At 61.2% G+C, this 26,728-nt stretch carries 26 protein-coding genes; 20 read left to right on the top strand and 6 right to left on the bottom strand.

The annotated features are described in order from the left end of the window. Positions 1-3: 3 nt before the first annotated feature. Positions 4-1,227, top strand: a complete 1,224-nt coding sequence (locus AEYBE204_RS26135; protein WP_023461386.1) for a cyclopropane-fatty-acyl-phospholipid synthase family protein — start codon at positions 4-6, stop codon at positions 1,225-1,227. On the opposite strand, the gene AEYBE204_RS26130 is transcribed toward AEYBE204_RS26135, so the two are convergent. After that, entirely contained in the window at positions 1,228-3,171 is a 1,944-nt protein-coding gene (locus tag AEYBE204_RS26130; protein WP_023461385.1) for a hypothetical protein, read from the bottom strand. Positions 3,172-3,387: 216 nt separating this feature from the next. Between AEYBE204_RS26130 and AEYBE204_RS26125 the strand changes: the two genes are divergently transcribed. The 5 genes from AEYBE204_RS26125 to dxs all read left to right on the top strand — a co-directional run bounded on the left by AEYBE204_RS26125 (position 3,388) and on the right by dxs (position 8,648). Beyond that, entirely contained in the window at positions 3,388-3,990 is a 603-nt protein-coding gene (locus AEYBE204_RS26125) for a histidine phosphatase family protein (RefSeq protein ID WP_031230026.1), read from the top strand. Positions 3,991-4,012: 22 nt separating this feature from the next. Next, positions 4,013-4,264, top strand: coding sequence for an exodeoxyribonuclease VII small subunit (locus tag AEYBE204_RS26120; RefSeq protein ID WP_023461383.1), 252 nt, complete (start codon positions 4,013-4,015; stop codon positions 4,262-4,264). A gap of 54 nt (positions 4,265-4,318) precedes the next feature. Next, positions 4,319-5,182 (top strand): polyprenyl synthetase family protein, encoded by an 864-nt coding sequence (locus AEYBE204_RS26115; protein ID WP_369751806.1) that lies wholly within the window; start codon positions 4,319-4,321, stop codon positions 5,180-5,182. Positions 5,183-5,256: 74 nt separating this feature from the next. Further along, positions 5,257-6,585, top strand: a complete 1,329-nt coding sequence (locus AEYBE204_RS26110; RefSeq protein ID WP_023461381.1) for a hypothetical protein — start codon at positions 5,257-5,259, stop codon at positions 6,583-6,585. Between the two features lie 122 nt (positions 6,586-6,707). Beyond that, positions 6,708-8,648, top strand: a complete 1,941-nt coding sequence (gene dxs, locus AEYBE204_RS26105; protein ID WP_023461380.1) for a 1-deoxy-D-xylulose-5-phosphate synthase — start codon at positions 6,708-6,710, stop codon at positions 8,646-8,648. A gap of 24 nt (positions 8,649-8,672) precedes the next feature. Here dxs and AEYBE204_RS26100 read toward each other — a convergent pair whose 3' ends face one another. From AEYBE204_RS26100 to AEYBE204_RS26090, 3 genes are all read right to left on the bottom strand, one after another. Continuing rightward, positions 8,673-9,077 (bottom strand): hypothetical protein, encoded by a 405-nt coding sequence (locus AEYBE204_RS26100; RefSeq protein ID WP_023461379.1) that lies wholly within the window; start codon positions 9,075-9,077, stop codon positions 8,673-8,675. Between the two features lie 141 nt (positions 9,078-9,218). Then, the gene (locus AEYBE204_RS26095; RefSeq protein WP_023461378.1) at positions 9,219-9,584 is read right to left on the bottom strand and encodes an RcnB family protein; all 366 of its coding nucleotides are present in this window, start codon (positions 9,582-9,584) and stop codon (positions 9,219-9,221) included. Between the two features lie 194 nt (positions 9,585-9,778). After that, positions 9,779-10,192, bottom strand: coding sequence for an RcnB family protein (locus AEYBE204_RS26090; protein ID WP_023461377.1), 414 nt, complete (start codon positions 10,190-10,192; stop codon positions 9,779-9,781). 212 nt (positions 10,193-10,404) lie between these two features. Here AEYBE204_RS26090 and AEYBE204_RS26085 point away from each other — a divergent pair, with 212 nt between their 5' ends. Beyond that, positions 10,405-12,006: an AbgT family transporter gene (locus tag AEYBE204_RS26085; RefSeq protein WP_023461376.1), complete on the top strand. Its 1,602-nt coding sequence runs from the start codon at positions 10,405-10,407 to the stop codon at positions 12,004-12,006. A gap of 395 nt (positions 12,007-12,401) precedes the next feature. Here AEYBE204_RS26085 and AEYBE204_RS26080 read toward each other — a convergent pair whose 3' ends face one another. Continuing rightward, complete coding sequence (locus AEYBE204_RS26080; RefSeq protein WP_023461375.1) at positions 12,402-13,493, bottom strand: alpha/beta hydrolase; 1,092 nt, start codon at positions 13,491-13,493, stop codon at positions 12,402-12,404. 451 nt (positions 13,494-13,944) lie between these two features. Between AEYBE204_RS26080 and AEYBE204_RS26075 the strand changes: the two genes are divergently transcribed. Further along, a complete protein-coding gene (locus AEYBE204_RS26075; RefSeq protein WP_023461374.1) occupies positions 13,945-14,148 on the top strand; it encodes a cold-shock protein in 204 nt (67 codons plus the stop codon). A gap of 122 nt (positions 14,149-14,270) precedes the next feature. Here AEYBE204_RS26075 and gluQRS read toward each other — a convergent pair whose 3' ends face one another. Beyond that, positions 14,271-15,104: a tRNA glutamyl-Q(34) synthetase GluQRS gene (gene gluQRS / locus AEYBE204_RS26070; protein ID WP_023461373.1), complete on the bottom strand. Its 834-nt coding sequence runs from the start codon at positions 15,102-15,104 to the stop codon at positions 14,271-14,273. A gap of 80 nt (positions 15,105-15,184) precedes the next feature. Between gluQRS and AEYBE204_RS39390 the strand changes: the two genes are divergently transcribed. The 12 genes from AEYBE204_RS39390 to AEYBE204_RS26015 all read left to right on the top strand — a co-directional run. Next, positions 15,185-17,113, top strand: a complete 1,929-nt coding sequence (locus AEYBE204_RS39390; RefSeq protein ID WP_023461372.1) for a M48 family metallopeptidase — start codon at positions 15,185-15,187, stop codon at positions 17,111-17,113. A 173-nt stretch (positions 17,114-17,286) separates the two neighbouring features. Next, positions 17,287-17,847, top strand: a complete 561-nt coding sequence (locus AEYBE204_RS26065; RefSeq protein WP_023461371.1) for an HNH endonuclease — start codon at positions 17,287-17,289, stop codon at positions 17,845-17,847. Positions 17,848-18,000: 153 nt separating this feature from the next. Then, positions 18,001-18,273: a hypothetical protein gene (locus tag AEYBE204_RS26060; protein WP_235068084.1), complete on the top strand. Its 273-nt coding sequence runs from the start codon at positions 18,001-18,003 to the stop codon at positions 18,271-18,273. Positions 18,274-18,469: 196 nt separating this feature from the next. Continuing rightward, positions 18,470-18,892, top strand: a complete 423-nt coding sequence (locus AEYBE204_RS26055; protein ID WP_023461369.1) for a hypothetical protein — start codon at positions 18,470-18,472, stop codon at positions 18,890-18,892. A 95-nt stretch (positions 18,893-18,987) separates the two neighbouring features. Further along, on the top strand, positions 18,988-20,343 hold the full coding sequence (locus tag AEYBE204_RS26050; protein WP_023461368.1) for a replication-associated recombination protein A: 1,356 nt from the start codon (positions 18,988-18,990) through the stop codon (positions 20,341-20,343). Further along, positions 20,344-20,571 (top strand): hypothetical protein, encoded by a 228-nt coding sequence (locus AEYBE204_RS26045; protein WP_023461367.1) that lies wholly within the window; start codon positions 20,344-20,346, stop codon positions 20,569-20,571. Beyond that, entirely contained in the window at positions 20,571-21,089 is a 519-nt protein-coding gene (locus tag AEYBE204_RS26040) for a hypothetical protein (RefSeq protein ID WP_023461366.1), read from the top strand. Before AEYBE204_RS26045 ends, AEYBE204_RS26040 begins: the two co-directional genes overlap by 1 nt. Next, positions 21,090-21,548, top strand: a complete 459-nt coding sequence (locus tag AEYBE204_RS26035; protein ID WP_023461365.1) for a DUF805 domain-containing protein — start codon at positions 21,090-21,092, stop codon at positions 21,546-21,548. It abuts the gene before it with no gap. A 39-nt stretch (positions 21,549-21,587) separates the two neighbouring features. Beyond that, on the top strand, positions 21,588-22,475 hold the full coding sequence (locus tag AEYBE204_RS26030; RefSeq protein ID WP_023461364.1) for an RluA family pseudouridine synthase: 888 nt from the start codon (positions 21,588-21,590) through the stop codon (positions 22,473-22,475). Positions 22,476-22,665: 190 nt separating this feature from the next. Then, the gene (locus AEYBE204_RS26025) at positions 22,666-24,072 is read left to right on the top strand and encodes a pilus assembly protein (protein ID WP_162148394.1); all 1,407 of its coding nucleotides are present in this window, start codon (positions 22,666-22,668) and stop codon (positions 24,070-24,072) included. Between the two features lie 220 nt (positions 24,073-24,292). Continuing rightward, positions 24,293-26,053, top strand: a complete 1,761-nt coding sequence (locus AEYBE204_RS26020) for a pilus assembly protein (RefSeq protein ID WP_023461362.1) — start codon at positions 24,293-24,295, stop codon at positions 26,051-26,053. Between the two features lie 327 nt (positions 26,054-26,380). After that, positions 26,381-26,728: DUF805 domain-containing protein (locus AEYBE204_RS26015; protein ID WP_023461361.1), on the top strand; the 348-nt coding region annotated here is incomplete at its 3' end.

Here is a 26,728-nt window from a genome sequence, read left to right as displayed (position 1 = left end):
TGGATGGTTGCGCAAACCCTTGAGACGACGGGCCTGATGGCGGATTTGAAAATCGTGCCGCCCGCCTTACGGCAGCCGTTGAAGGTGCTGCGCCACAACTGGCATCGCGGCAGTCTTGACATCGTCTTTCCCAACGGCAAGGTGTTTGAAATCCGCGGTCAGGAGCCGGGTCCGGCGGGCGTCCTCAAGGTCAGCGACTTCCGTTTCCTCAAGCGCGTTCTGGCGGCGGGCGATATCGGCTTTTGCGATGGTTATGTGGCCGGGGAGTGGGACACACCCGATCTGGCGGAGCTACTCGAAGTCTTCACGCTCAATATCGACCGTCTGAAGCGGTTCCTGACCGGCAATCCGCTGGTGCAGATGATCAACCGCGTGGCGCACTTCTTCAACCGGAACACCAAGGCAGGGTCGAAGCGCAATATCTTCGCCCATTACGATCTCGGCAACGCCTTCTACGGTCAATGGCTGGACCAGACCATGACCTATTCGTCGGCCCTGTTCCGCGATACGAATAACCTGGAGGCCGCACAAACCGCCAAATATGCGGCCTTGGCGCGTATGGTCGATCTCAAGGCCGGTCAGCACGTGCTGGAAATCGGCTGCGGCTGGGGCGGATTCGCCGAATATGCGGCGAAGGTCGTCGGCGCGCGGGCGACCTGTCTGACCATTTCGCAGGCTCAGCATGATTATGCAGTGGACCGCATGAAACGCCTTGGGCTCGATGATAAGGTCGAGGTGCTGATGCTCGACTATCGCGACGTGCAGGGTCAGTTCGACGCCATTGTCTCGATCGAGATGTTCGAGGCGGTCGGCGAGCAGTTCTGGGGTGATTATTTCCGCAAGGTCGAGGCCTGCCTGAAACCCGGCGGCAAGGCGGGTTTGCAGATCATCACCATCCGCGACGACCTGTTCGACGACTATCGCCAAAGGCCCGATTTCATTCAGAAATACATCTTTCCTGGCGGCATGCTGCCGTCGCTGAAAAAGCTGCGCGAGCAGACCAATAAGGTTGGTATGACGGTCACCGCCGATATGGGCTTCGGCCACGACTATGCCCATACGCTGAAATTGTGGGCGCAGCGTTTCGAGGCGGCGTGGGGCGAGGGCCGGATCACCGGCTTCGACGCCGCCTTCCGCAAGATGTGGCTGTTCTATCTCGCCTATTGCGAAGCGGGTTTCCGCACGGGACGCACCGACGTGGTGCATTACGGTGTTCAGAAACCCTGATCAGTCGTCATCGTCGCCGTTACCGCTCAACTGGTCGATCATCGGTGACAGTTCGGTCGCCATCTTCTGGCAAGCACCGAAGGCCTGATCGTAGCGGGTGCGGTCGTCGGTGGTGAAATAGGCGCCGTCGCGTTCGAGCAGCCACTTGCCGCGATTGACGCAGCCTTGCGCCAGACTTTGCGCGCTCTTGAGCTGACGGATGGCACCCGCCTTCGAGGTCGCCGAACGCGCGCGTTCAAGATACCGTGTGACGGTGCCGACGTCCTCGAACATGCCGTCGGTGGTGGCCAGGATACGTTCGGCAGCCTGATAGGCCTGCATCTTGGTGTCGACGTCTTTGGCGCGGGCATAGATGGTCGGGTCGCGCTGGCTGAGATAGGCGTCGGCGCGGGCAGCCTTTTCGTCCTCTATGATGAAGTCGATGTGCCACCCGTCGGCCTTGTCCTTCTGACCCATGCGGTCGAGCGCTTCGATCTGCACGCGGCGGGCGACGGGGTTGCGGCTGTTGAGTTTGCGCACGGCCTCGGCATCGGCCAGAGCGCGGGCGGACTCGTTCTTTTTCAGGTAAACCTGAGACCGCACCTGTAGATAGTCTTCGGATGGATCGTCGGCGATGACCTTATTGAGGTCGCTGAGGGCAGCATCGGTCTGACCCAGTTCGGCGCGCAGCACCCCGCGGTTACCGTAAGGGCGCAGCCAGCCGGGCGACAGGGCAATGGCCGTGTCGAAGTCTTTCAACGCCTCGGTGCTGGCCTTGTTTCGCCACAACAGCACACCGCGCACATTGTGAGCCCCTGCCGCCGTCGCCGGGTTCGTCAATGCCGCCGTGGCGTCGGCATAGGCCAGCGGTTCCAGATTGCTGATCGCCATATTGGTCAGGGCTCGTGCCCGCAATAGCCGCGCCTGAGCGTTGCCCGGTTCAGCCTGAAGCACGATGGTGGCCAGATAGGCGGCCTTTCGGCGTCTGAAATTGGCGTCACGCCCGCCGGTCGCGACATCGATGGCCAGGGCTTCGGTCAGGGTGTCCGACGGCTTGGGCGGTACAAGCTTTGCCGTACGGTCGCGGTAGGTGGTACCGTTGTCCTTCACATTGGCAAGCGCCACCGCGTGAGCGAGTTGATGTCGGCGCAGATTGCCGTCATTGCTCTCGATCTCAAGCCTGAGTTCCAGCGCGCCGATATGTTTCGGATCGCACATCAGGGCCAGATGCGCGTCGCGGTAGGCTTCGTAATATTTGCCGCTGCGGCGGTTGCGCCAGCCGCTGTCGACCTTGCCGTCAGGATTGCCCTTACAGCTGTTGAACACGCCGTCCCTGAACATGCGTACCGAATAGGCCGTTTTCTGCCCCTCGCTGTCGGCGACCACCTTGTCGAAATCGGCTTTGGCCTCGGCCTTGTGCCCCAGAAAGGCGTGGCATTCGCCGCGCTTGATCCGGTCGCCCCAATAGGCCGCACCGCCTGCAAAAGCGAGGTCATAATAGGCGACGCAGGTCGCATAGTCTTCGGCAAAATAGGCCATCAGCGCCGTTTCCATCAGCCGTTCGCGGTTGCCCGGCGTGGCGTCGGCGGCGATCCTCAGATACGACAGGGCAAGAACACTGAAATCATCACGGAACAGGATTCGGCTGGTGGCGTAATTGATCTCCGGATTGTCTGGGTGGCGGGCATGGAGTTCCAGTATCCGGCGGTCAGCGTCCTCGCCCACGGCGTGGACATAGCGCGCAATCGCCCGTTCATTGTCCGGATCGACCATCAGCACATTGAGCGCCAGCCCCTCGACCCGGTCGCCTTCGGGCGGGTTTCCGTCCAGTCGCGCCAGATGATAGGCAACAAAATTGGCCTTGGCCGGCTCTATACGGTCGGGCGCCAGCTTGGCGGGAACGTCTGCCAAGGCGACGCTGGCCAGTGTCCCGGTCAGAGCCAGACTGAAGATCATACGGCGCATGTCATATTCCCCTTTGCCGAGGGCCTAAGATTATCCGGGACGTGCGAGCCCGGCCAATTACAAATGCCGTCAGGCATGATGGCGGCATTCCGTAAACAGGCGACACGCCGCGTGACCCTAAAAACACTTGTCTCACTCTGGCGGGCGGGCTACCACACCTGTTCTATTAACTTCTGGCGGGAATCGTTTGCACGGTTTTCGCGGCGGGGCGTCGGTTTGGCTACGGGTGGAAGCGAGCGGAAAAAAGTAGGGGCGATTACGCTTGTGCGCCACGGCGAACCGGCCCTGTCGCGCCGCGTGAAGCTCGATTCCGACGGCTACCGCGACTGGTGGGCGCGCTACGAAAAGGCAGGCCTGCTCGAAGGCCAGATGCCACCGCCGATGCTGCTGCAATTCGCCAGGGAAGCCGGATACATCTTCTCGTCGACGCTGCAACGCTCGATCGAAACCGCCCGCGCTGTGACGCGCGGCAAGCCGTTCGTCTCGCTGCCGGTCTTCGTCGAAGCGCCGCTACCGCCGCCGAAGTTCCCGAAATTCATGAAGTTTTCGCCGAAATACTGGGGTGGGATTTCGCGTTGGTGGTGGTGGGCCTTCAATCACCATCAGGGCGAGGAAACCCGCGCTCAAGCCGAAGAGCGCGCGCGTCAGGCGGCAATGCTGCTGCACGAAAAGGCCCTGACCGGCGAAGACGTTCTGCTTCTGGCGCACGGCTATTTCAACTTCACCATTTCGCTGGAGCTGAAAAAATTAGGCTATAGCCAAACCTGCGAGCAGGGGTTTAAGTACTGGGGCTGCCGCCGCTACGAGAAGCGCGTCTAGTCTTTAAAATAGTGAGATTCCCATGACCGATTCCGCAACGCCCGACCTGAGCACGCTGTCCTTCGAGGACGCGCTGGCGCAGCTTGAGCGCATCGTGTCGGAGCTCGAATCGGGTCAGGCACCGCTGGAAAAGTCGCTGGAGCTGTACGAGCGCGGCGCAAAGCTGAAGGCCCTGTGCGAACAACGTCTTGAGGCCGCGCGGTTGCAGGTCGAAAAGATCACCCTGAGCAAGGCCGGTCAGGTCGAATCCGTCGCCCCGGCGGAGTTCAACTGACGCATGCCGAACCCTGTCGCCGCCAATTCCGACCTGCCGCCGCTGCATCAACGGATGCAGGAGACGGCCGACCTCGTGACCATGGCGCTCGATGAGCTTTTGCCGCGCGCCGATGGCTTCGAATCGCGCCTGACCGAGGCCATGCGCTACGCGGCGCTGGGGCCGGGCAAGCGTCTGCGCCCCTTCTTTGCGATGGAGGCCGGACGGCTGTTCGACGCCGATCCGCAAGCCGTGCTGCGCGCCGCGTGTGCGCTGGAATGCATCCACGCCTATAGCCTCGTCCACGACGACCTGCCGTGCATGGATGACGACGATATCCGCCGCGGGCAACTGACGGTCCACCGCGCCTACGATGAGGCGACCGCCGTTCTGGCCGGGGACGCGCTTCAATCGGTGGCGTTCGAGATTCTGGCCTCGGAAGACACCCACGAAGACCCTCAGGTGCGGGTGGAACTGATCTCGCGGCTGGCCCTGGCGTCCGGCGCCCAGGGCATGGCCGGCGGGCAGATGATCGACCTGATCGGGGTGTCCGACGACCTCGGCGGCGTGGCGCGGATGCAGCGCCTGAAAACCGGCGCCCTGATCGTCTATGCCTTTGAAATTCCGCTGATCATCGCCGACGCGTCGGAACGCGAAGCCAATGCCTTGGTCCACTTCGCGCAGGATCTGGGGCTGGCCTATCAGATCGCCGACGACCTGCTTGATGTCGAGGGCGACCCGGACCTGCTGGGCAAGGCCGCCGGGGGCAAGGACGCTGCCAAGGGCAAGACCAATTTCGTCACCCTGCTGGGGCTGGATGAAGCCAAGGCGCGGGTGCAACTCCTGTCGGAACAGTGCAAGGCGCGGCTGGACCTGTTCGGCAGCGATGCGCAGATTTTACGCGACAGTGTGGATTTCGTGCTGAAACGGCAGAGTTAAGCGATGTTTTGTCGCGATATTATTGCCAAAAACCGCTGACACTTTTTGGCATATCGCTTGTATCCGGGGGGAATATGAAACGCATTTTGGGGATTTTGGCGCTGACGGTCGGCGCTATGCTGGCCGTGGGCGTTCAGGCGCAGACGCCGCTGACGCCGGACGAGGTCAAGACCTATAGCGAGCGGGTCGACCGTTACTATATCGAAAGCCCGTCGCGGACCAAACAGGCCGAGATCACAGCAGGTTTCAAGGCACGGGACACAAGCGTCTATTGCCGCGTCACGACCGAAGATATCGCCTGGTATCGCAAGGCAAAGGCCGAGGCTTTCGCGGCTCTGACGGCGTTGCGGGCGCAGGGCAAATCCACCGACCTGATCCACCACGCCTATCTGGGCCTGAGCGAGGCCGCCGACGGCGGGGTGATAACCCAAGCGGATAGCTGCGCCGGCAAGACCGTCGATAAAGGCCCCGACAAACTGGGTGGTCCGCGTGCCGAACTCAAGGCCCTGACCGAGGCGTTGAGCGTGGCGCGCGCCGATTTCAAGACGTCGCAGGGTCGCGGCGACGACCTGAACGCCTGTGCCGATATCCGCAGCGCCGAACGGATAAATGCCGCGAGGCTGAAAAAATATGAGATTCTGGAGCAGGTCTACAGCCTGATGATGCCGGAATCGTGGGCGCCGTTCAAACCGGGATATGCGGCCGCCAAAGCCGAGGCGACCGAACTCACGCGCCTGAGCGGGGAGACCTGCGCCAGGGTGAACGCGCCCGAGCCGCCGCCCTTGCCGCCGATCCCGCAGACACCGGTCGAGGTTGCCGCAGACCTCTATACGAAGCGGTTGCTGAAAGCCACCTCGGCGATGATGTCGTTTACGCTTGGCGATGCGACGGGCATGTGCGAGGCCGCCAAAACCAGCGTTCGGTTGATCGAAGAGGCCAATACCGGTCTCAAGGACGATATTGCCCGGCTTGAGGGTGAGGGTCACGACGTGTCGTCCCTGCGTTCGCTTCAGACCTCGTCGATGGAAATGCGCCAGAAGATGTCGCAAACCAAGGAAAAGGCTTGCAAGGTTTCCGCCAATGACGGCCGCACCACGGCTTTGATGGCCGAGGGCGATCAACTGATGCAGGATTACGAAAAGGCGATGGCCGACCTGCAAATCGCGGTGAAGGCAAAGGACCGGGTGGCCGGTTGTAATGCCAGCCAGCGCGCCCTGAAAAGTCTTACGCGCCTCGATGTGGTCATGCGTGAGGCCATGGTGCTGGATGGCGAACATCTGAGCGCCGAGGACAAAACGATGCTGGATGGCAGTCGGAAACAACTCGGCACCATGATCGCCCAGACAAAGGACCTGTCGTCAAACCTCTGCGCGTCCGGTGCCCCGGCGAAACCGAAGGGCTGACCCCGGACATGATTTAATTACCCGTGACGGCGCGCTCTGGACAAAACAGCGTCACAGTTTTATGTCCGTTGCTATAGAGACAATAAGATTGCCGGTGAGCCGGCGCATGAGTGCACCCGTCTATGCCGCATCCCGATACCTCCGTTCCCGGCGCGCCGGTTCTCGACACGCTTGAGACGCCGTCCGCCATCCGTAACCTCAGCCCCGCGCAGTTGAAGACGCTGGCCGAGGAGGTGCGCACGGAAACCATCGAGGTCGTGGCGAAGACCGGCGGGCATCTGGGTTCGGCTCTGGGCGTCGTCGAATTGACGGTGGCCCTGCATCACGTCTATGAGACGCCGCGCGATATCCTGATCTGGGACGTCGGGCATCAGACCTATCCGCACAAGATACTGACTGGGCGGCGCGACCGCATCCGGACGCTCCGTCAGGGGGGTGGCCTAAGCGGATTCACCAAGCGTTCGGAAAGCGTCTACGACCCATTCGGCGCGGCCCACGCGGCGACCTCGATTTCGGCGGCGCTGGGCTTCTGCGCCGCGCGCGACCTCAAGGGCGAGGACAACCGCGTCATCGCCGTCATCGGCGACGGCTCGATGTCGGCGGGCATGGCCTATGAGGCGATGAACAACGCCGCCGAGACGACGAAAAACCTGACCGTCATCCTCAACGACAACGATATGTCGATCGCGCCCCCTGTCGGCGGGATGAGCGCCTATCTGGCCAATCTGGTCTCCGGCGGTGCCTATCAAGCCGTCCGCCGCTGGGGCAAGTCCGTCGCCGAACGCCTGCCGCGCTCGCTGTTCGAACTGGTGCGCAAGTCGGAAGAGTTTTCGCGCACATACGTCACCGGCGGCACCTTCTTCGAGGAACTGGGTTTCTACTATGTCGGCCCGATCGACGGCCACGACATGGAAAACCTGCTGTCGGTACTGAAGCGCGTGCGCGACATCACCGATCGCCCGGTGCTGGTCCACGTGGTGACGCAAAAGGGCAAGGGCTATGTCCCGGCTGAGACCGCTGCCGACAAGTATCATGGCGTGGCGAAATTCGACGTCATTACCGGCGAGCAGTCCAAGCCCAAGGCCAATGCACCGGGCTATACCGAGGTCTTCGCCGCCGAACTGATCAAGCGCGCCCATATCGACCCGAAGGTGGTGGCCATCACCGCCGCCATGCCGTCGGGTACGGGGCTCGACCGGTTCAGTGAGGTCTTCCCCGACCGGACCTACGACGTCGGCATCGCCGAACAGCACGCCGTAACCTTTGCGGCAGGCCTCGCGGCGGACGGCATGAAGCCGTTCTGCGCCCTCTACTCGACGTTTTTGCAGCGCGGTTACGATCAGGTGGCCCACGATGTAGCGCTACAGGATTTGCCGGTGCGCTTCGCCATCGACCGGGCGGGGCTTGTCGGAGCCGACGGCGCGACCCATGCCGGGACGTTTGACATCGGCTATCTGGGGACTCTGCCCGGCATGATGATCATGGCCGCGTCGGACGAGGCGGAGCTGGCGGCGATGATCGCCACGGCGACAAGCTACGATGACGGGCCGTCGGCGTTTCGTTATCCGCGCGGCGAAGGCGTCGGCGTCGAGATTCCGGCTCTGGCCGAACCGTTGAAGGTCGGCAGGGGCCGCATCGTCCGCGAAGGCTCCAAGGTCGCCATCCTGTCGTTGGGGGCGCGTTTGCAGGAGTCGCTCAAGGCTGCCGATCTGCTGGCGGCGCGGGGCCTGTCCACAACGGTCGCCGATGCGCGCTTCGCCAAGCCGCTCGATCGCGATCTGGTCAGGCAACTGGCCAAGCACCACGAATGCCTGATCACGGTCGAGGAAGGCGCGATGGGCGGATTCGGCGCGTTTGTGCTGCATTATCTGGCGTCGGAAGGCGCGCTGGATCACGGGCTGAAGATCCGCACCCTGACCCTGCCGGACGTCTTTCAGGATCACGACAAGCCGGAGAAAATGTACGCCGATGCGGGCCTCGACGCCCACGGCATCGCGGCGTCGGCCATGAAGGCGCTGGGCTTCAGCGAGGCCGATATCGCCAAGGCGGCGGTGAAGGGGTAATTCAAACGTTGTTTTTTCGTAGCGCTATTTGTTTGGTGCCTGTCGGAAATTAAAACGTTCCTTCTGCGCCTGAACATGTTCGCCAAGGGGCTGGTCCGGAGATTTTGTCCAGCCACCAACGCGGTTTATGTCTTGTTTCAGGCTGCTTTCAGCCTTATCGGCGGTTTCACTATCCATCCGCTCTATTTGACCGGCAATCTGGCGTGTTTTACGTCGATCATCGCGACTTTCGCGCGCTTTGCGGAGCGGAATAGCTTTGCGAGACGCTTTGTCGCTTTCACCATAGTTATTTCGCCGGTCCTTGGCGTAGCTGAGTTTCTTCTTTTCTTGCGGCGAGCGTTGAGCCGGAGGATTGCCTTTCTTTGAGGCAAGCATTTCCTTTACCTCCTTTAAACTGTGCTTCACATCATCGAACAGGTCTTTGTCCATGGGCATAGGATGCGACAAAGCGAACGTTCAATCAAGCCTGTCTTAATTCCCTCTCCCCGTAGGGGGGGAGGGGATTAAGACAGGTACGCAAAAACGGCGCTCCCGGAAAAGAGCGCCGTTTTGTTTTATGCTGCCACAGCTTTACTTGCTCAGGATGATCGCGGTGATGATGCCGGTCGCGGCGGCGGCAAGGATGTAGCGGTTATCGACCTTGCGCCATTCGTAGCCCTTGGGCGGCTTGGACAGGCCCCGGACCTTGCGGTAATCGACCGAGCGACCGCGCTGCCAGTCGTTATAGGCGACATGGCCGCCCTTGCGGTAATCGGACTTCTTGTGCCAGCCGCGATTGTCGCGGTCGTCGTTACGGCGGTTGTCATTGCCGCGGTTGTCATGACTTTGCGCCGAAGGGCGGTCGTGGTTTTGCTGGGGCTGAGCCGAGGCGATATTAGCGGTGGCCAGCGAGGCCGTCATCATCAGCAGGATGGAAGCCGTTGCGATGCGTTTCATAAGGGTCTCTCCTTTGGTTAGGTCTTTTCGACATCCCCAGAATGCGTCCCGCGCGCTGAACTCTATATGAATGATTAAAGGTATCAGTGTGTTGCTTGTGTAAAGGTGGTGAAATATTGCCGCAATTTGGCCATAGACACACACAAAAAACGGCGCCCCTTGTGAGGCGCCGTTTCCGTTAGACCTTGGCCAGTTTAGTGGCTGAGCACGATCGCGGCGATCAGACCGGTCGCGACAGCGGCGAGGACGTAGCGGTCATCGACCTGACGCCATTCGTAGCCGCGCGGCGGGGCGTAAAGCCCACGGTGGCCGCGGTATTCGACGTAGCGACCACGGTCCCAGTCACGGTAGCCGACATAGCCGCCACGGCGGTAGTCGGAACGGTCGCGCCAGCCGTCACGGTGCCCGTCGCGATAGTAGCGGCGGTTATCGCGGCGATCGTCACGACGGTCATAGCGATCGCGGCTGTCGTAACGATCATAACGGTCGCGGCTATCGTAGCGGTCGTGACGTTGCTGTTCATGACGCGGCTGGGCCTGAGCCACATCCGCCATGGCGACGGAACCGACCATCATGGCCAGAATAGAAGCGGTAACAAAGCGTTTCATGCCAAAATCTCCTTAGGCTAAACCCTCCCGGTGACAGGCAATATACGCCCTTCGGCATGAACCCGACATGAACCATGCTGTCAGATTTAATCAAAAGGTAACCAATTTTCGGCCGGTTTTGCGCCTGCCATCGATTGCATTTCGTGGCCCCCATTTACAGCCGGAATTCCTTGGCTAAGGCTGGTGTTCTGGATCGAATTTCGGGGCGCAGCATGGCCGATACACCTCTTACCGACGATGCCGCGCGCCGCGCCAAAGGGTTTCTCGGTCTCATAGAACGCGTCGGCAATCTGCTGCCTGATCCGGTGATGATTTTCGTTTGGCTGATCTTTGGCCTGATGATCCTCTCGACGGTGGGCGCAGGCCTCGGCTGGTCGGCCTCGATCCCCTATACCGGTGAAGAAGCCCCGCACTGGGCGACGCTCGATAACGGCGTCGTGACCTATACGGCGACCAGCCTGTTCACCGCCGAAAATATAGGCCGCCTGTTCGTGGATATGCCCAAGACCCTGACCGGGTTCGCGCCTCTGGGCGTCGTGGTCGTGGTCATGTACGGCGCGGCCGTGGCCGAACGCTCCGGCCTGTTCTCGGCTTTGATCAGATCCTCCCTGCGCAATGCCCCGCGCGCCATCCTGACGCCGTGCGTCATCGTCACGGGTATGGTCTCGCACCACGCGTCGGACGCCGCCTATGTCGTGTTCATCCCGCTGGCAGGCCTGATCTACGCCTCGGTAGGCCGCCACCCGTTGGTCGGCATCGCGGCAGCGTTTGCGGCGGTATCGGGCGGCTATGCCGGCAACCTGACGCCGGGTCAGATCGATGTCTTGCTGTTCGGCTTCACGCAGGAGGCCGCACGCATCATCGATCCGGCCTGGACGATGAACCCGGTCGGCAACTGGTGGTTCATTCTGGCTATTGTCGGCCTGTTCACGCCGATCGCGTGGTTCGTCACCGACCGCATCATCGAGCCGCGTCTGGGGAAATGGGGCGGATCGCCCGATACCGAGCTTCAGGCCGAACTGGCCAAGTCCGAAGTCACCGCCGATGAACGCAGGGGTCTGCGCCGCGCCGGTTGGGTGGCGCTGGTCATCGTCGCCCTGTTTGCGGCGCTGGCCCTGTGGCCGGGTTATACGCCGCTGATCGACGAGACCAAGACGGGCCCGGCGCAATTGCAGCCCTTCTACGGCGCGCTGATCGCCGGGTTCTTCCTGCTGTTCGTCACGGCGGGTATCGCCTTCGGCACGGCAGCGGGTACGATCAGATCCGACAACGACGTCGTCAAGATGATGGGCGAAGGTATCCGCTCGCTGGCCCCCTATCTGGTCTTCGCGTTTTTCGCCGCGCACTTCGTGGCCATGTTCAACTGGTCGCGGCTGGGGCCGATCACGGCGATCAACGGCGCGGAGATTTTGAAAGCCTGGGCCTTGCCGACGCCTTTGCTGCTGGTTAGCGTCCTGCTGTTTTCCTCGATCCTCGACCTGTTTATCGGCTCGGCCTCGGCCAAGTGGTCGGCCCTGGCCCCGGTGGTGGTGCCGATGTTCATGCTGGTCGGGATTTCGCCGGAAATGACCACGGCAGCGTACCGGATGGGCGACAGCTACACCAACATCATGACGCCGCTGATGTCGTACTTCCCGCTCATTCTGGCCTTTACAAGGCGCTGGGACAAGACGATGGGGGTAGGGTCGCTGCTGGCCCTGATGCTGCCCTATGCCCTGTGTTTCATGGTCGCGGGGATCGGCATGACGGCGGCATGGGTCGCGTTAGACTTACCGCTGGGGCCGGGTGCGCAAGTGCATTACACGGCACCGTAAGCAAGGAAGAGTCTCCACAGATGGCCACAGATGCACACAGATGAATCGAGCGCGTTGCATTGATGGCTGGAAAGGGGAGAACCACAGATTACACAGATTTCACAGATTTTTTTTGTCTTCGGCACCGTACGAGGCCGTTAGAGCATGCTGCAAAAAAGTGGAAACCGGTTTTCGCGCCAAGCATGCGACCACCAAGGGTCTTGCGACAATGATGCGCCAAAGGCGCGTCGATCATCTGATCTCAAACGGCCTCACAGACGCCAGATAATCTGTGAAATCTGTGTAATCTGTGGTTCTCAAAACGATCAGAGGGCTAAACTCAAACGACGATCGAAACACAAGACCGTTGTCGCAAACGCCATCTGTGTGCATCTGTGGCCATCTGTGGAGAACCTTCAATCCTCAGCCACGATCTCCGTCGTCAGGTCGCTCCATAGCCGGGCGATGTCGCGTGTGGCCTCAAGGGCATGCTCGGCCACCCCGGCGAACAGCCCGAACCCCAGCGGAAGGGTGTCGTAACGACGATAGACGACCCGCGTCCGCGCCTCCAGCAGTCGCCGGACATAGCGCTCGGCCTGACCGGCCAATGGATCAAGCCCACCGCACACGATCAGCGTGCGCGGCTGACCGCTGATCAGGCCTTCGCGCAAAGGCGAAAGCGCCGGATCGCTCAAATCGATCCCCGCGCCCGCATAGTGGCCGATGGCGATGTCGACACCCGCGGCGCTGACCGGCCAGCTTTTGGCGTAGGGGCTGGTGCGAATCTCCGCATCGCCGAGGTCGAGCAAAGGTGAGACCAGCAACTGCGCGACCGGCAGCGGCTTGAAATCGCGGCGCAGATCCAGGCACAGCCGCGCCGCCATATTGCCGCCGATCCCAGCCCCACCAACCGTAATCTGATCCGACAACGCGCCCAGCGTCGTCAGATTGGCCGACGCCCAATCGAAAGCGGCGCGGGCATCCTCATAGCCTGCCGGAAAGCGATGCTCCGGCGCCAGACGGTATTCCGGCAGAAACACCAGGCAGCGCGCTTCGGCGGCCAGCACTCCGGCAAAGGCGAGGCTCAGTTCCGGCCCGCCGAGCACGCCATTGCCCTCGTGGAAAAAGACGAGCAGCGGCGCATTGTGGCCGACCTGCGCCGGGCGCACCAGACGCCCGCTGATCAGGCCGCCGTCGCCGACCGTCTCGACCCTGACCTTGAGCGCAGAGGTATCGTCCATCAGCGTCGCCGCCTCGTGCCAGTCTTCGCGCGCACCCTCGATCGAGGTGCCGGTGAGCGACAGCGGCGTGCGGTGGTCCTGACGCGCGAAAAAGGTCTTCCACAGGAAGGTGATCTGGGTGTCGAGCGTTCGGCCCTGCACATGGATCACTCCGCCGCCCGAGAGGAATTTCAGCACTGAGAACGGCAGCGACAGCAACGCCTTGAGCCCCCAGCGACGCAGGACGGATTGACGGGGCAGGGGCTGTCTCAGGGAGGGCAGGGGCATGACGGGCTTCGACCAAATGAACCCGTTTAGTGTTAAGCCGCTTTACGGTCAGCGACAAGCCGCTAACGGTATCTGCATCTATACCTCGTCCGGAAGCTTAGGTTCAAGAACAGATGCGCCTCTATACTGCGGACGGAAGGTGCAAACGGTTGCATGGACGCGATGTCGTTTGATCACGAGGAACGTGATGCGCAACAGCGGTAATAACGACGATTTTTTGCGGTTAACGGGCAATCTATATGGGATTTTTATTTGACGGTTCTTGAAACCTGCGGCTTACTCTCAGCTGCAATTCGTTATTCTGGCTGCCGACTAAACGGGGTTAGGTACGTCTGTCACGGACGCCCGACACGCTCGCTATCAAACTGCTGCTACCGAGATACGACTTGTAGAGGGGGTATTGTCCTCCCGAACACCTCGATACTGGCTTTGTTTGACTAAGGAGAGCGATATGGCTGAAGGTACGGTCAAGTGGTTTAACAGCACCAAGGGTTTTGGTTTCATTCAACCGGCGGAAGGCGGCAACGACGTGTTTGTGCACATTTCGGCGGTTCAGCGCGCGGGTCTTCAGGGTCTGGCCGACGGTCAGAAACTGTCCTACGAGCTGCAAACCGAGCGCGGCAAGACCGCCGCGGTGAACCTCCAGGTTCTGTAAGGGTTTTGAAATCCTGAGATTAAGCCGTCCGTGTCCGCACGGGCGGCTTTTTTTGTTTCATCCTTCCCCGTTTACGGGGCCAAGAAGGCTTTAACATCCTTCCCCGTAAACGGGGAAGGATGTTAAGCTTTCGCCGCCGCTGCGATCAGGGCCCGGACCTCGTCCGCGCTCATCCCCTCCGCCCGGTAATCGCGCAACGCTTTCGAGCCCTTGCGTTTGGCCAGACGGCGGCCCTCGGCATCGAGCAATAGGGCGTGGTGACAATAGACGGGCGTCGGCAACCCCAGCAGTTTTTGCAGCAGGACCTGCGTGTGGGTCGCCTCGAACAGGTCGTGGCCGCGATGGATGTGCGTCATCCCCAGCAACCCGTCGTCGATGACGACCGCCAGATGATAGGCGACGCCGATATCCTTGCGCCCCAGCACGACCTCGCCATTAATTTCGGGGCGGGCGACCTGCCAGCCGGTCTCGCCTTTCGGACCGGCCCCAAGTTCCATAAAACCGAGGTCGTTCCACTCGGCGCCCAATTGTTCGCGCGCCGCATCGAGCGACAGACGCCATGCCGGATTTAAAGAGGTCGGTTCATTATCCTCCGACGCTAAGGGATCGCCCTCTTGCGGCGCGCCTTGCGCGGCCTGCGCCAGTTCTTTGCGCGTCTTGTAGCAGGGATAGACCAGCCCGCGCAGTTTCAGCGTCTCCAGAACGGCCTCAAGCGCCGCCAGATGCCCGGACTGCCGGAGGGGTTCGCGATCCCAGCGGATGCCCAGCCACGTCAGATCGTCATAGATGGCCTGCTCGTATTCCGGTCGGCAGCGGGTGCGGTCGATATCCTCGATGCGCAGGCTGAAATCCCCGCCATTGGCCCGCGTGGCGTCATGGGCCGTCAGGGCCGCATAGGCATGGCCGAGGTGCAGATAGCCGGTCGGCGAGGGCGCAAAACGCGTGCGGTAGGTCATGCCCTTGATCTACCAGAAAAAACCACTAAGCTTAAAGAAAAAGCGGCCTGTGGGGGGCTGAAGGCGACAGGGGGACGGCCATGCCGCGCAAGGCTATCGAAATTCCGACATCTAGGGCGCCGTGGGGTTGGGGGACCGCGATCGAGGACCGTTACCGCCCGATGATCGCGCGACTGGAGACCCTGTCGCGCGACAAGCCCGGTGCCTATCGCCGACGCGTCCTGTTGGGGGCCATGCTGGGCTACGCCTATCTGGCCGTGGTGCTGGGCGGGCTTCTGGTGCTGACCGTCGCTCTGGTCGTCGTGGCGTTCGCGACGTCTCTGGCCCTTGTGCTGGGACAGGTCGTGATTGCCTTTCTCGTCATGGGCTTCGACGTGCTGCGCGCCCTCAGGGTGAAGTTCGAGCCGCCGAAGGGCATTCCGGTAAAGAAGCGCGACGCGCCCGCCCTCTACGCCATGCTCAAGGATATCCGGCGGAAAACCAGAGGCCCGCGCATCAGCAAGGTGCTGATCACCGAGGATTTCAACGCGGCGATCATGCAGATGCCGCGGTTGGGGGTGTTCGGGTGGCACCGCAACTATCTGCTGCTGGGTCTGCCGTTCCTGATGGCGATGGACGAGCATGAGGTGCGGGCCGTTGTTGCGCACGAATACGGGCATCTGGTCGGCGCGCACGGTAAGCTGTCGGCCTGGGTCTACCGCGTGCGTCAGACCTGGGCGCGCCTGTCCTATGCCTTCGACGGCGGCGGCATGGGGTTTGTTCTGAAACGGTTTTTCCGCTGGTACGGGCCGTGGTTCAACGCCTACAGCTTCGTGCTGGCGCGCGCCAACGAATACGAGGCCGATCGCGTCTCGGCCCGCGTGGCCGGCAGCCACACCGCCGCCTGCGCTCTGGCCCGGACCAGCGTCGAGGGTCACCGTTACGAGCAGCACTGGCAGGCCCTGATGGCCCATAACCGGGTGGCCGAGACGCCTGCGGCGGGCCCCTATACCGCGTTGGCTCTGCGCTTTGCGGAGCCGTTCGAAATCGCCGACCGGGCGCGGATATTGTCGGGCGCCCTGAGAGAGACGACCGATATCCACAATACGCATCCGTGCCTCTCCGATCGCCTGACGGCGCTGGGGGAAGCCTTGCCCGATCTGGGGCCGGTGGAACGGTCGGGGGCCACGGCATTTCTCGGCGAGGCCCTGATCGGGCGTCTCACCGAACGGCTGGATACGGAGTGGTGGGGGGCGGTGGCCTCGATCTGGCAGGAGAATTTTCGTCAGGCGGAGCTCATGCGGGCGCGGCGGCGCGAACTCGACGGTCTGGCGACGCAGGGGCCGCTCGATGAGTCGCTCTACTGGGAGCGCGTCAATCTGCTTGAAACCGAGGGGGAGGTCGCCACGGCCCACGCCCTCGCCGAAACCTGGGCCGAGGCTCATCCGGAGCGTCTCGACGTGCGCGGTCGCGTGGCGCAGTTCTACCTCGATCAGGGCGACCGGAAAGGCCTCGGCTTGTTGCAAACCCTGCGCGACAGCGGTGAGCGGCGGCATCGCCTGACGGCCTTGCAAACCCTTGCGGCCTACTATGTCCGCTTCGATCCCGACAGTCCGGAACTACCTCTGGTCTTCGAAGCGCTGGCCGAGGCTGAGCGTTTTGAAGCGGCCATCGAAACCTTCCTCGCCCGGGTTCTGCCGGAGGGGCATATCGAGGCCGCCGACCTGCCCGATACGGCTATAGCAGCGCTCAAACGGGCGCTGGACATGAACAGCCGCATCCGGTCGTTGTGGGTCGGTCGCCGGACCATGCCGGAAGACCCGTCCGTGGCGCAATATATCGTCCTGTTCGTCAGCCGGAACCGGCGCGAAGGGGCCTTTGCCCGAGAGACCTTCATGGACGATGTGCTGAAAATTCTTGAGGCTCTGGGCGCGGTCATGGTGCTTGAAAACGATCGTGACCGCGACTGGTTGCGCAAGCGGCTGATGAAGATCAAGGGTACGGAGGTACGCCGCGACCGGAAGCGATGAGGCGAATTTCGTTTCCGTCATGCAAATTTCACTATTCTTTTGCCGGAATCAGGTTCTTACTTGGTCTGTGGATCATTTGCCGTGATTGCGGCAAACTTCAGCAGAAGGAGCTTCGTCTTCCGGTACGCTTATCCTCTTACGCCTGATGTTGACCTTTCTCATGGAGGGACGTCATGCAGGTCCTGAAAAACCCGCCGTCCGACCGGCGTGCCCTGGTCCTGAACGCCGATTTCAGGCCGCTCTCCTATTATCCGCTGTCGACCAAGCCGTGGCAGGAGGTCGTCAAGGCGGTCTTCGAAGGCCGCGTCGATGTGGTCTCGACCTACGACGTGGAAATCCGCTCGCCGTCGATGTCGATGCGCCTGCCCAGCGTCATTTCGCTGAAATCCTACATCGATCAGAACCGTCCCCCGGCCTTTACGCGCTATAACGTCTTCCTGCGCGATCAGTTCACCTGTCAGTATTGCGGGTGCCGGTCGGACCTGACGTTCGACCACGTTTTGCCCGTGTCGCAGGGCGGTCGGTCGAGCTGGACCAACATCATCACCGCCTGCGCCCCCTGCAACTTGCGCAAAGGGGGAAAAACACCCCAGCAGGCGCATATGAACCTGACAAAAAACCCACACCGCCCAACAATGTATCAGTTGCAGGACCTCGGCCGTCGTTTTCCGCCTCACTATCTTCACGAAAGTTGGGTAGACTACCTGTATTGGGATACGCCATTGGAGCCCTGAGCGCATCCCGAAAAGTGCCCTGTTATCTTATGTTAGGTATCAGGCGGTTTTCGGAATCAGATGCGCGACCACTTCAATGTCGTATATGGGTGATTTTCGGGTCAGTTGAGCATGTCGCGTGTGCGCTATGAGTTGGATCGCCGGGACTTCGGCGTGATCCGGTTTCCCCGTGAAAAGGGGCAGACCGTCATTTCGCTGAAGCCGGTCGAGGCCGCGTTGTCGCGCGCGCTCGACGTGAATATCGAGGCGCGCCGCGAGCGTCTGTTCGGCCCCAAGGTGTCGCGGTTCAGCTTCCACGGTGAGATCATCCCGTTGAAAGTCCTCGGAAACGGCGATGCGGTGCTCGACCTGTCGGTGGTCGACGACGAGGCGCGCGAAACGATCATGGAACATCTGCGCCTGAGCGAAGATTTCGAGAGCCTTTGACTCCCTCCTCCCTACGCAGTGGGGAGGTGTCGCGCCGAAGGCGTGACGGAGGGGTGCGACTCCAGGCCTTTGTGCGTGCTGAAACGCTTGTAATTACCCCTCTGTCTGCTCACTGCGTTCGCATCCACCTCCCCACGGCGTAGGGAGGAGGGAGACACTTATCCCCGCTGTTCTGAACCGTGCGCATCATGAGCGTATGACCGATACATATGCCCCCTTACACGACCGCCTGATGATTCAGGCCCAGCGCATGCTCGCCGAGATCGAGCGCGCCAAACCCTCAACGCTGAAAGAGATCGTCGCCGTTCTGAGCGCCCTGTGCGTCGCGACGCGGCTGATCCGGCAACTGCATACGCCGCTGACGAAGGCGAAGGTTACTGACAAGGTGCCTTCCGCTCCCGTCTCCCCCGAGACTGACGATCGCGCTCCCTCCTCCCTACGCAGTGGGGAGGTGTCGACGAAGCCGACGGAGGGGGCGGCACCGCCGCAAACCCCGCCCGCTTTAGACGTGCCCGCATGGCAAAAGGGCTGGTCCGACAAACAGGCGAAATTGCGCGAACAGCGCGCGGCACGTACCGGCAAATGGCCCGACGGTACGCCTTATCGGAAGACGGGGTAGTCTTTGGTTTCGTGGTCAAAATTCTTACGACATAAGCCGTAAATGCCTGTCATTTCCTATTTCGCACTGAACGGGTTTGTTCTATACCTGTTCCCATGCCCTCTGCCCCCAATGACCTGTTTCAGGCCGCCGGTCTGACCCCGCAAGCGCCTACGCTCACCCCCGCGCCGGAAGGTTTCAAGCCTCTGGCCGACCGGTTGCGTCCGCAAGCGCTCAATGAGGTCGTCGGTCAGGACCATCTGTTAGGCTCGGGCGGGGCTATCGCGCGAGCGGTCGAGCGCGGGTTCCTGCCGTCGCTGGTCCTGTGGGGCCCGCCGGGCGTCGGTAAGACGACTATCGCGCGGTTGCTGGCGGCCAGCGTCGGCTACGAGTTCCAGCAGATATCCGCCGTCTTTTCCGGCGTCGCCGATCTGAAAAAAGCCTTTGAACACGCGCAGTTGCGACGCAATCAGGGCGTCCGTTCGGTGCTGTTCGTCGACGAAATCCACCGCTTCAACCGCGCCCAGCAGGACAGTTTCCTGCCCTATGTCGAGGCGGGCGTGGTGACCCTGATCGGCGCGACAACCGAAAATCCGTCGTTCGAACTGAACGGCGCGCTTCTGTCGCGCTGTCAGGTCTTCGTGCTGAAACGTCTCGATGACGAGGCGATGGAAAAGCTGATGGCGCGGGCCGAGGACCATCTGGGCCGTCCGCTGCCGCTCGATCCGGAAGCGCGCGAAACCCTGAAAGGGCTGGCCGACGGCGACGGGCGTTACCTGCTGACCCTGATCGAATCATTGGATTCGATGGGTTTCGAAGCGCCGCTCAATGCCGAGGCCCTGCTGCAAAACCTGCAAAAGCGCCGCCCGAACTACGACAAGGACCGTGAAGGCCACTACAACCTGATCTCGGCCCTGCATAAGTCGGTGCGCGGCTCCGATCCCGACGCGGCGCTGTACTGGTTCGCGCGAATGCTACAAGGCGGCGAAGACCCGCTCTACATCGTCCGCCGGATGCAGCGCATGGCCAGCGAGGACATCGGCAATGCCGATCCCATGTCCTTGCTGATGACCAATGCGGCGCGCGAAACCTATGAGGTTCTGGGCTCCCCCGAAGGCGAACTGGCCATCGCTCAGGCCCTCGTTCACATGGCCTCGGCGCCGAAATCGAACGCGGTCTATACGGCGTTCAAGGCGGCTATGAAGACGGCCAAGGACACCGCGACCCTCGATCCGCCCGAAGTCATCCGCAATGCGCCGACCAAGCTGATGAAGCAACTAGGGTACGGCGAAGGCTATATCTACGATCCCGACGATCCGGACGGCTTTTCGGGTCAGAACTATTTCCCCGATGGGATGGAACGCCCGAAATTCTACGACCCGAAGGGCGAAGGCCACGAGGGCAAGACGAAGCAACGCCTTGAATACTGGGCGCAACTGCGCGACACCAAGCAGCGCCAGCGGGGGGAATAGATGCGGGCTATCCTCAGGATCGTCATGTGGACTCTGGCGGGTATAGTTGCCATCGGCGTGCTGCTGACCCTCTATGAGCCGAGCCTTCTGGTGAAGCTTTTGCGCGGCATGAACCTGACGGTTGGCATTCAGGATCTGGTCATCTGGGCGGCGTTTCTGATCGGGGCGATCATCGTCCTGACGGCGCTGATCGGGTCGTTTAGTAAATCGGGCAAAGAGGGGAAATAATGCCGGAAACCAAACCACTGACCGCCTATGGTCTGGCCTTTGTGGCCCTGAGGCTGTTTGCGATCTATGCGGCGTTCAATCTGTTCCAGATTTTGGGTACGGTGTGGCAGGTTTTTTCACCCACATACAGCGACCGGGAAACTATGATCGCAGTGCTTGTCCCGGCGGCTTTGGCTCAGCTTGTCTTCGCGTCACTGGCGTGGTTCGGCGCACCGTTTATGGCTAAGCGTCTGGTGCCACCGGCACAAAGCGAAGCGCAATATTCAGAGCCACCGTCAGTAAATTCGTGGCAAAATGGGCTTCTTACTTTGCTGGGCTTTTATCTTCTCTATCGCTTGGGGATGGATATTGCGAGCGCGATCGCCACCGTGGACAGACGCCCCAGTGTTCGTGAACTGGTGCAGGCCGTCGTAGGGATTCGTCTGATCGCGGGCCTGATCCTCATCCTTTTCCCGCAGGTGATCACCACGGGGCTGGAGCGGCTGCGCAACGCGATCAGCAAGCGGCGCGGTATATAGATGGATTTTTCAGCCCTGCTTCAGCTTATGCCAATGGCCACTATGGTCCTGCCGGCCTTTTTGCCGTTGCTGATCAAACGGCCTGTCGGTGTCAATCGCTACACGCCCTACATGCCGTCGCCGCTTCAGTTTAGCGACGCGCTCTGGGTCTGCCTGAAAAAGTCCGCCATCTTTTACGGCAGAGCGTCGCGGTCCGAGTTCTGGTGGTTCTATCTGTTTTATGCGGGACTGAATATCGGTCTGACGGGTATCGGTGCCCTAACGAACCTTTCGTGGTTGGTATATATATCCTATCCGTTTGCGATCCCTCTCTTATCTGTCGGGGTCAGGCGCTTGCACGATATCAACCGGTCGGGCTGGTGGGTTTTGCTGAGTTTCGGTCTGGGCATTATTCCGCTGACCTTCATGTGGGCAACAGCGTCACAGCCCGAAGAGACCGTCAGCGAGGTTTTCGACTGAGGTCTGGGCAATATGTGCGGAATGCGCTAAAGCCCGCGCATGAGCCCGCGTAAAACCTTTACCGATAAGACCATCGACAAGTTCAACCGCAAGAAGGCGTCGCGAAATTCGCCACAGCACGCCGAAGCCATTGCGCGTCGCGAGGCGAACGGCGGCAAGCCGCCGCAAAAGCCGAAGAACCCCAAGGCCATCGACCGCCCGATCACCTTGCCTCAGGACGCTATCGACTGGGTGAAATCCATGCTCGTCCATGAAGACGAGGCGATCATGGGCTTCAACAAGCCGTCGAACCTGTCGTCGCAGGGCGGGCGCGGCAATTTCCATAATCTCGACGACCTGCTGTGGGCGTTTGCCAAATCGAACGGCAAGAAGCCGCGCCTGCTGCACCGGTTGGATCGCGATACGTCGGGCATCATTCTGGCGGCCAAGACCAAGCCTGGTGCGGCCTTCATGGGCAAGGCCATCGCCGGTCGCGACGTGCATAAGACCTATCTGTGCGTCGTCGGTAATCCGCACAAACTGGCCGATAGCGGCGTGATCGAGGTGCCGCTGCGCCGCGAGGAAATCGGCAAGGAGGGCTATTCCCGCGTCTGCGCACCGGACCATCCGGACGCCCAGACGGCAAAGACCACCTATCGCGTGCTGGATCGAACCGACACCTCGGCGCTGGTTCTGTGCGAGCCGTTTACGGGGCGGATGCATCAGATTCGCGTCCATCTGGCGCATCTGGGGGCGCCGATCGCCGGGGATGTGCGTTATGGCGGCGCGCTGAGCCTCGACGGCATCAGGGTGCCGCGTCTGATGTTGCACGCCCGCGCCATCGAGTTTCCGCACCCGAATGGCGGTCGCAAGACGCTGGAAGCGCCCCTGAACGACGATATTCGCGCGCTGTGCGAGGGGCTGGGGCTCAAGGTAAGTGCCGGTTAAGGTAAATGACGGTTAACACTGATTACTATGAAGTTGTTAATCATGATTGCGTCAAATGTTAAAATTATATTCAAAAATACGTGATTTTGACGCGAAAAGACCTTTTTTCTTTCGCCTATTGTTAAGCATTGTTCATTAAATTCACCGCATGAGCGCCGTGTATTGGGTGTGTCGGGGTCGGATGTCGAAAATGAACAAGTCTTTCATGGGTAAATGCGCGCAGGCCATGCAGGCCGGATGGCGCGGCTTTTGGCGCGACAAACGCGGCAATACGACCATGATCTTCGGCCTGTCGGCCATTTCACTCGTCTCGGCGGCCGGTGCGGGGATCGACTTCTCGCGCGCGGAATCGCAGCGGTCGGCCCTTCAGGACGCTGCCGACGCCGCCGTGTTGCGCGGGGCGCTGCTGTCGAAGCAGGGGACCAGCACCGCTCAGACCGCCGCCAACACGGTCTTCACGCAGAACCTGGCCGGCAGCGATGTCAGCGGCGCGACCGGCTCGCTGGCCCTGACGACGTCGGGCAATATGATGACGGCCACCTATACGGGGACGGCCAACGTCAAGACGATGTTCCTCGGCCTCGTCAACATGTCGACGCTCAAGATCACCGCCGTCGCTAAGGCCCAGACCATTATGCGCAAGGCCGAGATCGCCCTGGTGCTCGACGATTCCGGCTCGATGGGCAATGACGCGACGCGGATGGCCAACCTGAAATCGTCGGTCGACAGCGTTCTGGCCGATCTTCTGGACAACGGTGTCAACAAGTCCGAAACCAAGGTGTCGATCGTGACCTTCGACAGCCGCGTGAAGGTGGCGGCGGCGACCAACTATACGTGGGTCGATTACGGTCAGGCCGAATACGTCAATATCAAGTGCAATAATACCAGCTGCTCGAACACCACCTATACGGTGAGCTACGACAACGGCTACGGCGCGCGCGCGGCCTACAGCCTGACGCTCAAGAATCCGAACGGCAACAACAAGACGATCACCATGCCGGCCATCGCCGACGCCAAGTCCAAGTGGGACGGCTGTCTGGTCGATCGTGATCAGTCCTACGACGTCAACGAAACCACGCCTTCGGGTTCGACGGCGCTTTATCCGGCGCGTCCTTGCTATCCGTACAGCGGCGTCGACAGCCCCAGCCTGTCGCCGGTCAGTGCCCTGAGCACCGACATCGCCGCGGCGCGCACCTATGTGAAAAACCTCGATCCGTCAGGCAATACCAACATCACCATCGGCGTGCAGTGGGGTCTGGAAACCCTGTCGTCGTCGTCTCCCTACACCGGTGGCGTGGCGTTCAAGGACACCGAGGTTCTCAAATACATGATCATCGTCACCGACGGTGAAAACACCTCGAACCGCTGGACCAGTTCGACCTCGTCGATCAATGCGCGGACCGCGCTGGCCTGTCAGCGGGCCAAGGATCTGGAAGTCACGGTCTATGTGGTCCGCGTGCTTCAGGGCGATTCGACCCTGCTCAAGAACTGCGCCAGCAAGACGGACTATTTCTACGACCTGAAAAGCACCAGCGACCTGAACAGCGCCCTGACCGACGTATTCAACTCGATCAAGAGCACGCGACTGACGCAATAAGCGCACCCCAAAAAGTGTGTAGCGGTTTTTGGATGAGGTGCGCGTCTGATTAAGCGCACCCCAAAAAGTGTGTAGCGGTTTTTGGATCAGGTGCGCGACTGATTAAGCGCACCAAAAGATAAGCGGAAGCTTTCGTTGAGATGAAAGCTTCCGTTTTGCCGGAATTTTAAGGTTTTCGCGTTATCCTCGCTGCAACTGTGGTGAGAGGCAGACGCGCGATATGAATATCCTGAAGACATTCCGTGCTGACCGCGGCGGCAATACCGCCATGATCTTTGGTCTGACCGCCTTCGTGCTGGTCGCGGCGGTGGGCGGCGGTGTCGATGTGACGCGCGCGCTCAATGCCCGCAGCAAGCTTCAGGACGCCTCGGACGCGGCCGTTTTGCGCGCTGCCACTATGGCGCGCGGCACGACCGCCACGGCACAGCAGGCCGCCGCCGATCAGGCCTTCAACGCCAATCTCAACGCCGTCGGTATGAACCGCGCCGGGCTGAACATCTTGTCGCGCAACCTGGTTCGTGTCACCGAAGGCGCCAATACCAGCCTGACCTACAATGTCGCCGCGACGAACAAGAACCTGTTCCTCGGCCTGATCGGCATGAACACCTTCGACCTCAAGATCATGGCCGAAGCCAAGGCGCAGATGCGCAAATCCGAAATCGTCTTCGTCCTCGACTCGACCGGGTCTATGGCCAAGGACGGGCGCATGGTCAATCTGCGCTCGTCGGTCGATGCCGTGCTGGCCGGATTGCTCGAAGGCGGGGTCAATGTCTCGGAAACCAAGGTCGGCATGGTGCCGTTCGATACGCAGGTCCGCGTCGCGCCGGGGACGGGCTATTCGTGGATCGACTGGGGACAGGCCTCCAGCTCGCAGTCCTGTTCGGGTCTGAACGGCAACTACTGCTCGATCATGATCGACGCGGCGGACAAGGTTTGCACCGGCGCGCTCAATGTCGAGGCCTGCAAGGCGACGGTGAAGCTCTATTACAAGACGTCGACCGGCGGCGGCAAAACCAATTACGACGTCAAGGTCTATGCCTATGAGCAGGTGGGCTCGCTCTACACGATCCGCACCTATTCCGAAGGCACCTATACCACCACGACGAGCCAGGCCTATTCCGGCGGGACGAGCTGCAATTCGGAAACCGGAGCCTGTACGACCACGACCGGCGGCACACGCGACGTGACGACCACGACCTATAACGGCGAAAGCGGCACCAGCGTCGTCAAGTCGAACCTGACCGACTACAATACGGCCCCGGCGGGCTATACCAATGCCGCTTCAAGCGTCCTGACCTATCCGGCCAGCTACTCGAACGGCTATGATGGCAAGCCATCGACGACGACCACGACCACAACCAACGGCAAGCCGCGCACCATCTACTGGCCCGCCGTGCCGGCCAATCGCGCCGCCTGGACGGGCTGCGTCATTGACCGTACCCAGCCCTACGACGTGTCGGCGGACTCGCCCGGTGCCGCGCTGGCCTCGCAATATCCGGCGCGACCCTGCGTCACCTCGACGCTCGGCACCGTCCGGCCGCTGTCGACTGATATCGCCGGGGCGCGGACCTATGTGCAGGCCCTGAAAGAGGGCGGGACGAACTCCTATACCAATATTACCATCGGGGTGCAGTGGGGCATGGAAGTCCTGTCGCCGACGGAACCGATGACCGGCGGGGTGGCGTTTCAGGACGACGTGACGCTGAAATACATGATCGTCGTCACCGACGGGCAGAACACGAAAAACCGCTGGACCAGCACCACGACGCAGATCGATGCCCGCACCAAGCTGGCCTGTCAGGCGGCCAAGGCCAAGGGCATCACCGTCTTCGTCATCCGGGTCATGGAAGGCAATTCGACCCTGCTCAGCGAGTGCGCGACCAAGCCCGAATATTACTACGACCTGACCAATGCGGCGCAGCTCAATCAGGCGCTCAAGGACGTGTTCGAGGCGATCAAGAAGACGCGGCTGACGAAGTAATTCCTCTAATGCCTCCCCGGTGTACCGGGGAGGGGGACCGCGCCCGAAGGGCGGGGTGGAGGGGGCCTGCGCTGTCGTTACAGCGGATAAATGGGCCCGCAGATTCACGCTCGGATTCTACGCGAGCCCCCCACCGTCTTTTTGAGCTGTCGCTCAAAAATCCACCTCCCCCAGTTTACTGGGGGAGTATGAAAGGTGGCATATCCCCTTCACGTCAGTCCGTCGCGGCGAACAAATTCAAAGTAATTCCTTTTCCGTCACGGGCAGGAATGTTAAGCGGAAAAGCGTGGGCACGTGTCCGCGCTTTTTTCGTCAGGATACCGCCGCATGAACCAGAAAATCGACTGGAGCGAACTGTTCTTCTCCTCGACGGGGCGCGTGCGTCAATTGCCGTTTCTGATCGCTATGGCCGTCCTGCTGATCGCTTTCTTCATCTACGATTCGGCGATTACCGGCGCGCCGCGCGTTCTGACCGGCTGGATCGTCTATCCGGTGCTGCTGTTCTGCGCCGCCTGCGTCCTGTCGAAGCGCCTGCACGACCGGGGCCGCTCCGGCTGGTGGTCGGCGGTGATCCTGCTGGGCTTCATGATGGCGTGGCCGCGACCCGAAGGTCTGTTCGATTTCGTCGGCGTGCTGGTGCTGGGCTGGGCAATCATCGACTTGGCCCTGATGCCC

The organism is Asticcacaulis sp. YBE204, from assembly GCF_000495855.1.
GTDB lineage: Bacteria > Pseudomonadota > Alphaproteobacteria > Caulobacterales > Caulobacteraceae > Asticcacaulis.
This window is presented reverse-complemented; position numbering and strand designations above follow the sequence as displayed.

Coding starts and splice junctions, on each gene's coding strand:
- AEYBE204_RS26025 (WP_162148394.1), top strand. CDS start 22,666: ATGAACAAGTCTTTCATGGGTAAATGCGCGCAGGCCATGCAGGCCGGA.
- AEYBE204_RS26030 (WP_023461364.1), top strand. CDS start 21,588: ATGAGCCCGCGTAAAACCTTTACCGATAAGACCATCGACAAGTTCAAC.
- AEYBE204_RS26090 (WP_023461377.1), bottom strand. CDS start 10,192: ATGAAACGCTTTGTTACCGCTTCTATTCTGGCCATGATGGTCGGTTCC.
- AEYBE204_RS26115 (WP_369751806.1), top strand. CDS start 4,319: ATGCAGGAGACGGCCGACCTCGTGACCATGGCGCTCGATGAGCTTTTG.
- AEYBE204_RS26075 (WP_023461374.1), top strand. CDS start 13,945: ATGGCTGAAGGTACGGTCAAGTGGTTTAACAGCACCAAGGGTTTTGGT.
- AEYBE204_RS26040 (WP_023461366.1), top strand. CDS start 20,571: ATGCCGGAAACCAAACCACTGACCGCCTATGGTCTGGCCTTTGTGGCC.
- AEYBE204_RS26045 (WP_023461367.1), top strand. CDS start 20,344: ATGCGGGCTATCCTCAGGATCGTCATGTGGACTCTGGCGGGTATAGTT.
- AEYBE204_RS26080 (WP_023461375.1), bottom strand. CDS start 13,493: ATGCCCCTGCCCTCCCTGAGACAGCCCCTGCCCCGTCAATCCGTCCTG.
- AEYBE204_RS26065 (WP_023461371.1), top strand. CDS start 17,287: ATGCAGGTCCTGAAAAACCCGCCGTCCGACCGGCGTGCCCTGGTCCTG.
- AEYBE204_RS26020 (WP_023461362.1), top strand. CDS start 24,293: ATGAATATCCTGAAGACATTCCGTGCTGACCGCGGCGGCAATACCGCC.
- AEYBE204_RS26035 (WP_023461365.1), top strand. CDS start 21,090: ATGGATTTTTCAGCCCTGCTTCAGCTTATGCCAATGGCCACTATGGTC.
- AEYBE204_RS26100 (WP_023461379.1), bottom strand. CDS start 9,077: ATGGACAAAGACCTGTTCGATGATGTGAAGCACAGTTTAAAGGAGGTA.
- AEYBE204_RS26120 (WP_023461383.1), top strand. CDS start 4,013: ATGACCGATTCCGCAACGCCCGACCTGAGCACGCTGTCCTTCGAGGAC.
- AEYBE204_RS26130 (WP_023461385.1), bottom strand. CDS start 3,171: ATGCGCCGTATGATCTTCAGTCTGGCTCTGACCGGGACACTGGCCAGC.
- AEYBE204_RS26095 (WP_023461378.1), bottom strand. CDS start 9,584: ATGAAACGCATCGCAACGGCTTCCATCCTGCTGATGATGACGGCCTCG.
- AEYBE204_RS26050 (WP_023461368.1), top strand. CDS start 18,988: ATGCCCTCTGCCCCCAATGACCTGTTTCAGGCCGCCGGTCTGACCCCG.
- AEYBE204_RS26135 (WP_023461386.1), top strand. CDS start 4: ATGGTTGCGCAAACCCTTGAGACGACGGGCCTGATGGCGGATTTGAAA.
- gluQRS (WP_023461373.1), bottom strand. CDS start 15,104: ATGACCTACCGCACGCGTTTTGCGCCCTCGCCGACCGGCTATCTGCAC.
- dxs (WP_023461380.1), top strand. CDS start 6,708: ATGCCGCATCCCGATACCTCCGTTCCCGGCGCGCCGGTTCTCGACACG.
- AEYBE204_RS39390 (WP_023461372.1), top strand. CDS start 15,185: ATGCCGCGCAAGGCTATCGAAATTCCGACATCTAGGGCGCCGTGGGGT.
- AEYBE204_RS26055 (WP_023461369.1), top strand. CDS start 18,470: ATGACCGATACATATGCCCCCTTACACGACCGCCTGATGATTCAGGCC.
- AEYBE204_RS26110 (WP_023461381.1), top strand. CDS start 5,257: ATGAAACGCATTTTGGGGATTTTGGCGCTGACGGTCGGCGCTATGCTG.
- AEYBE204_RS26085 (WP_023461376.1), top strand. CDS start 10,405: ATGGCCGATACACCTCTTACCGACGATGCCGCGCGCCGCGCCAAAGGG.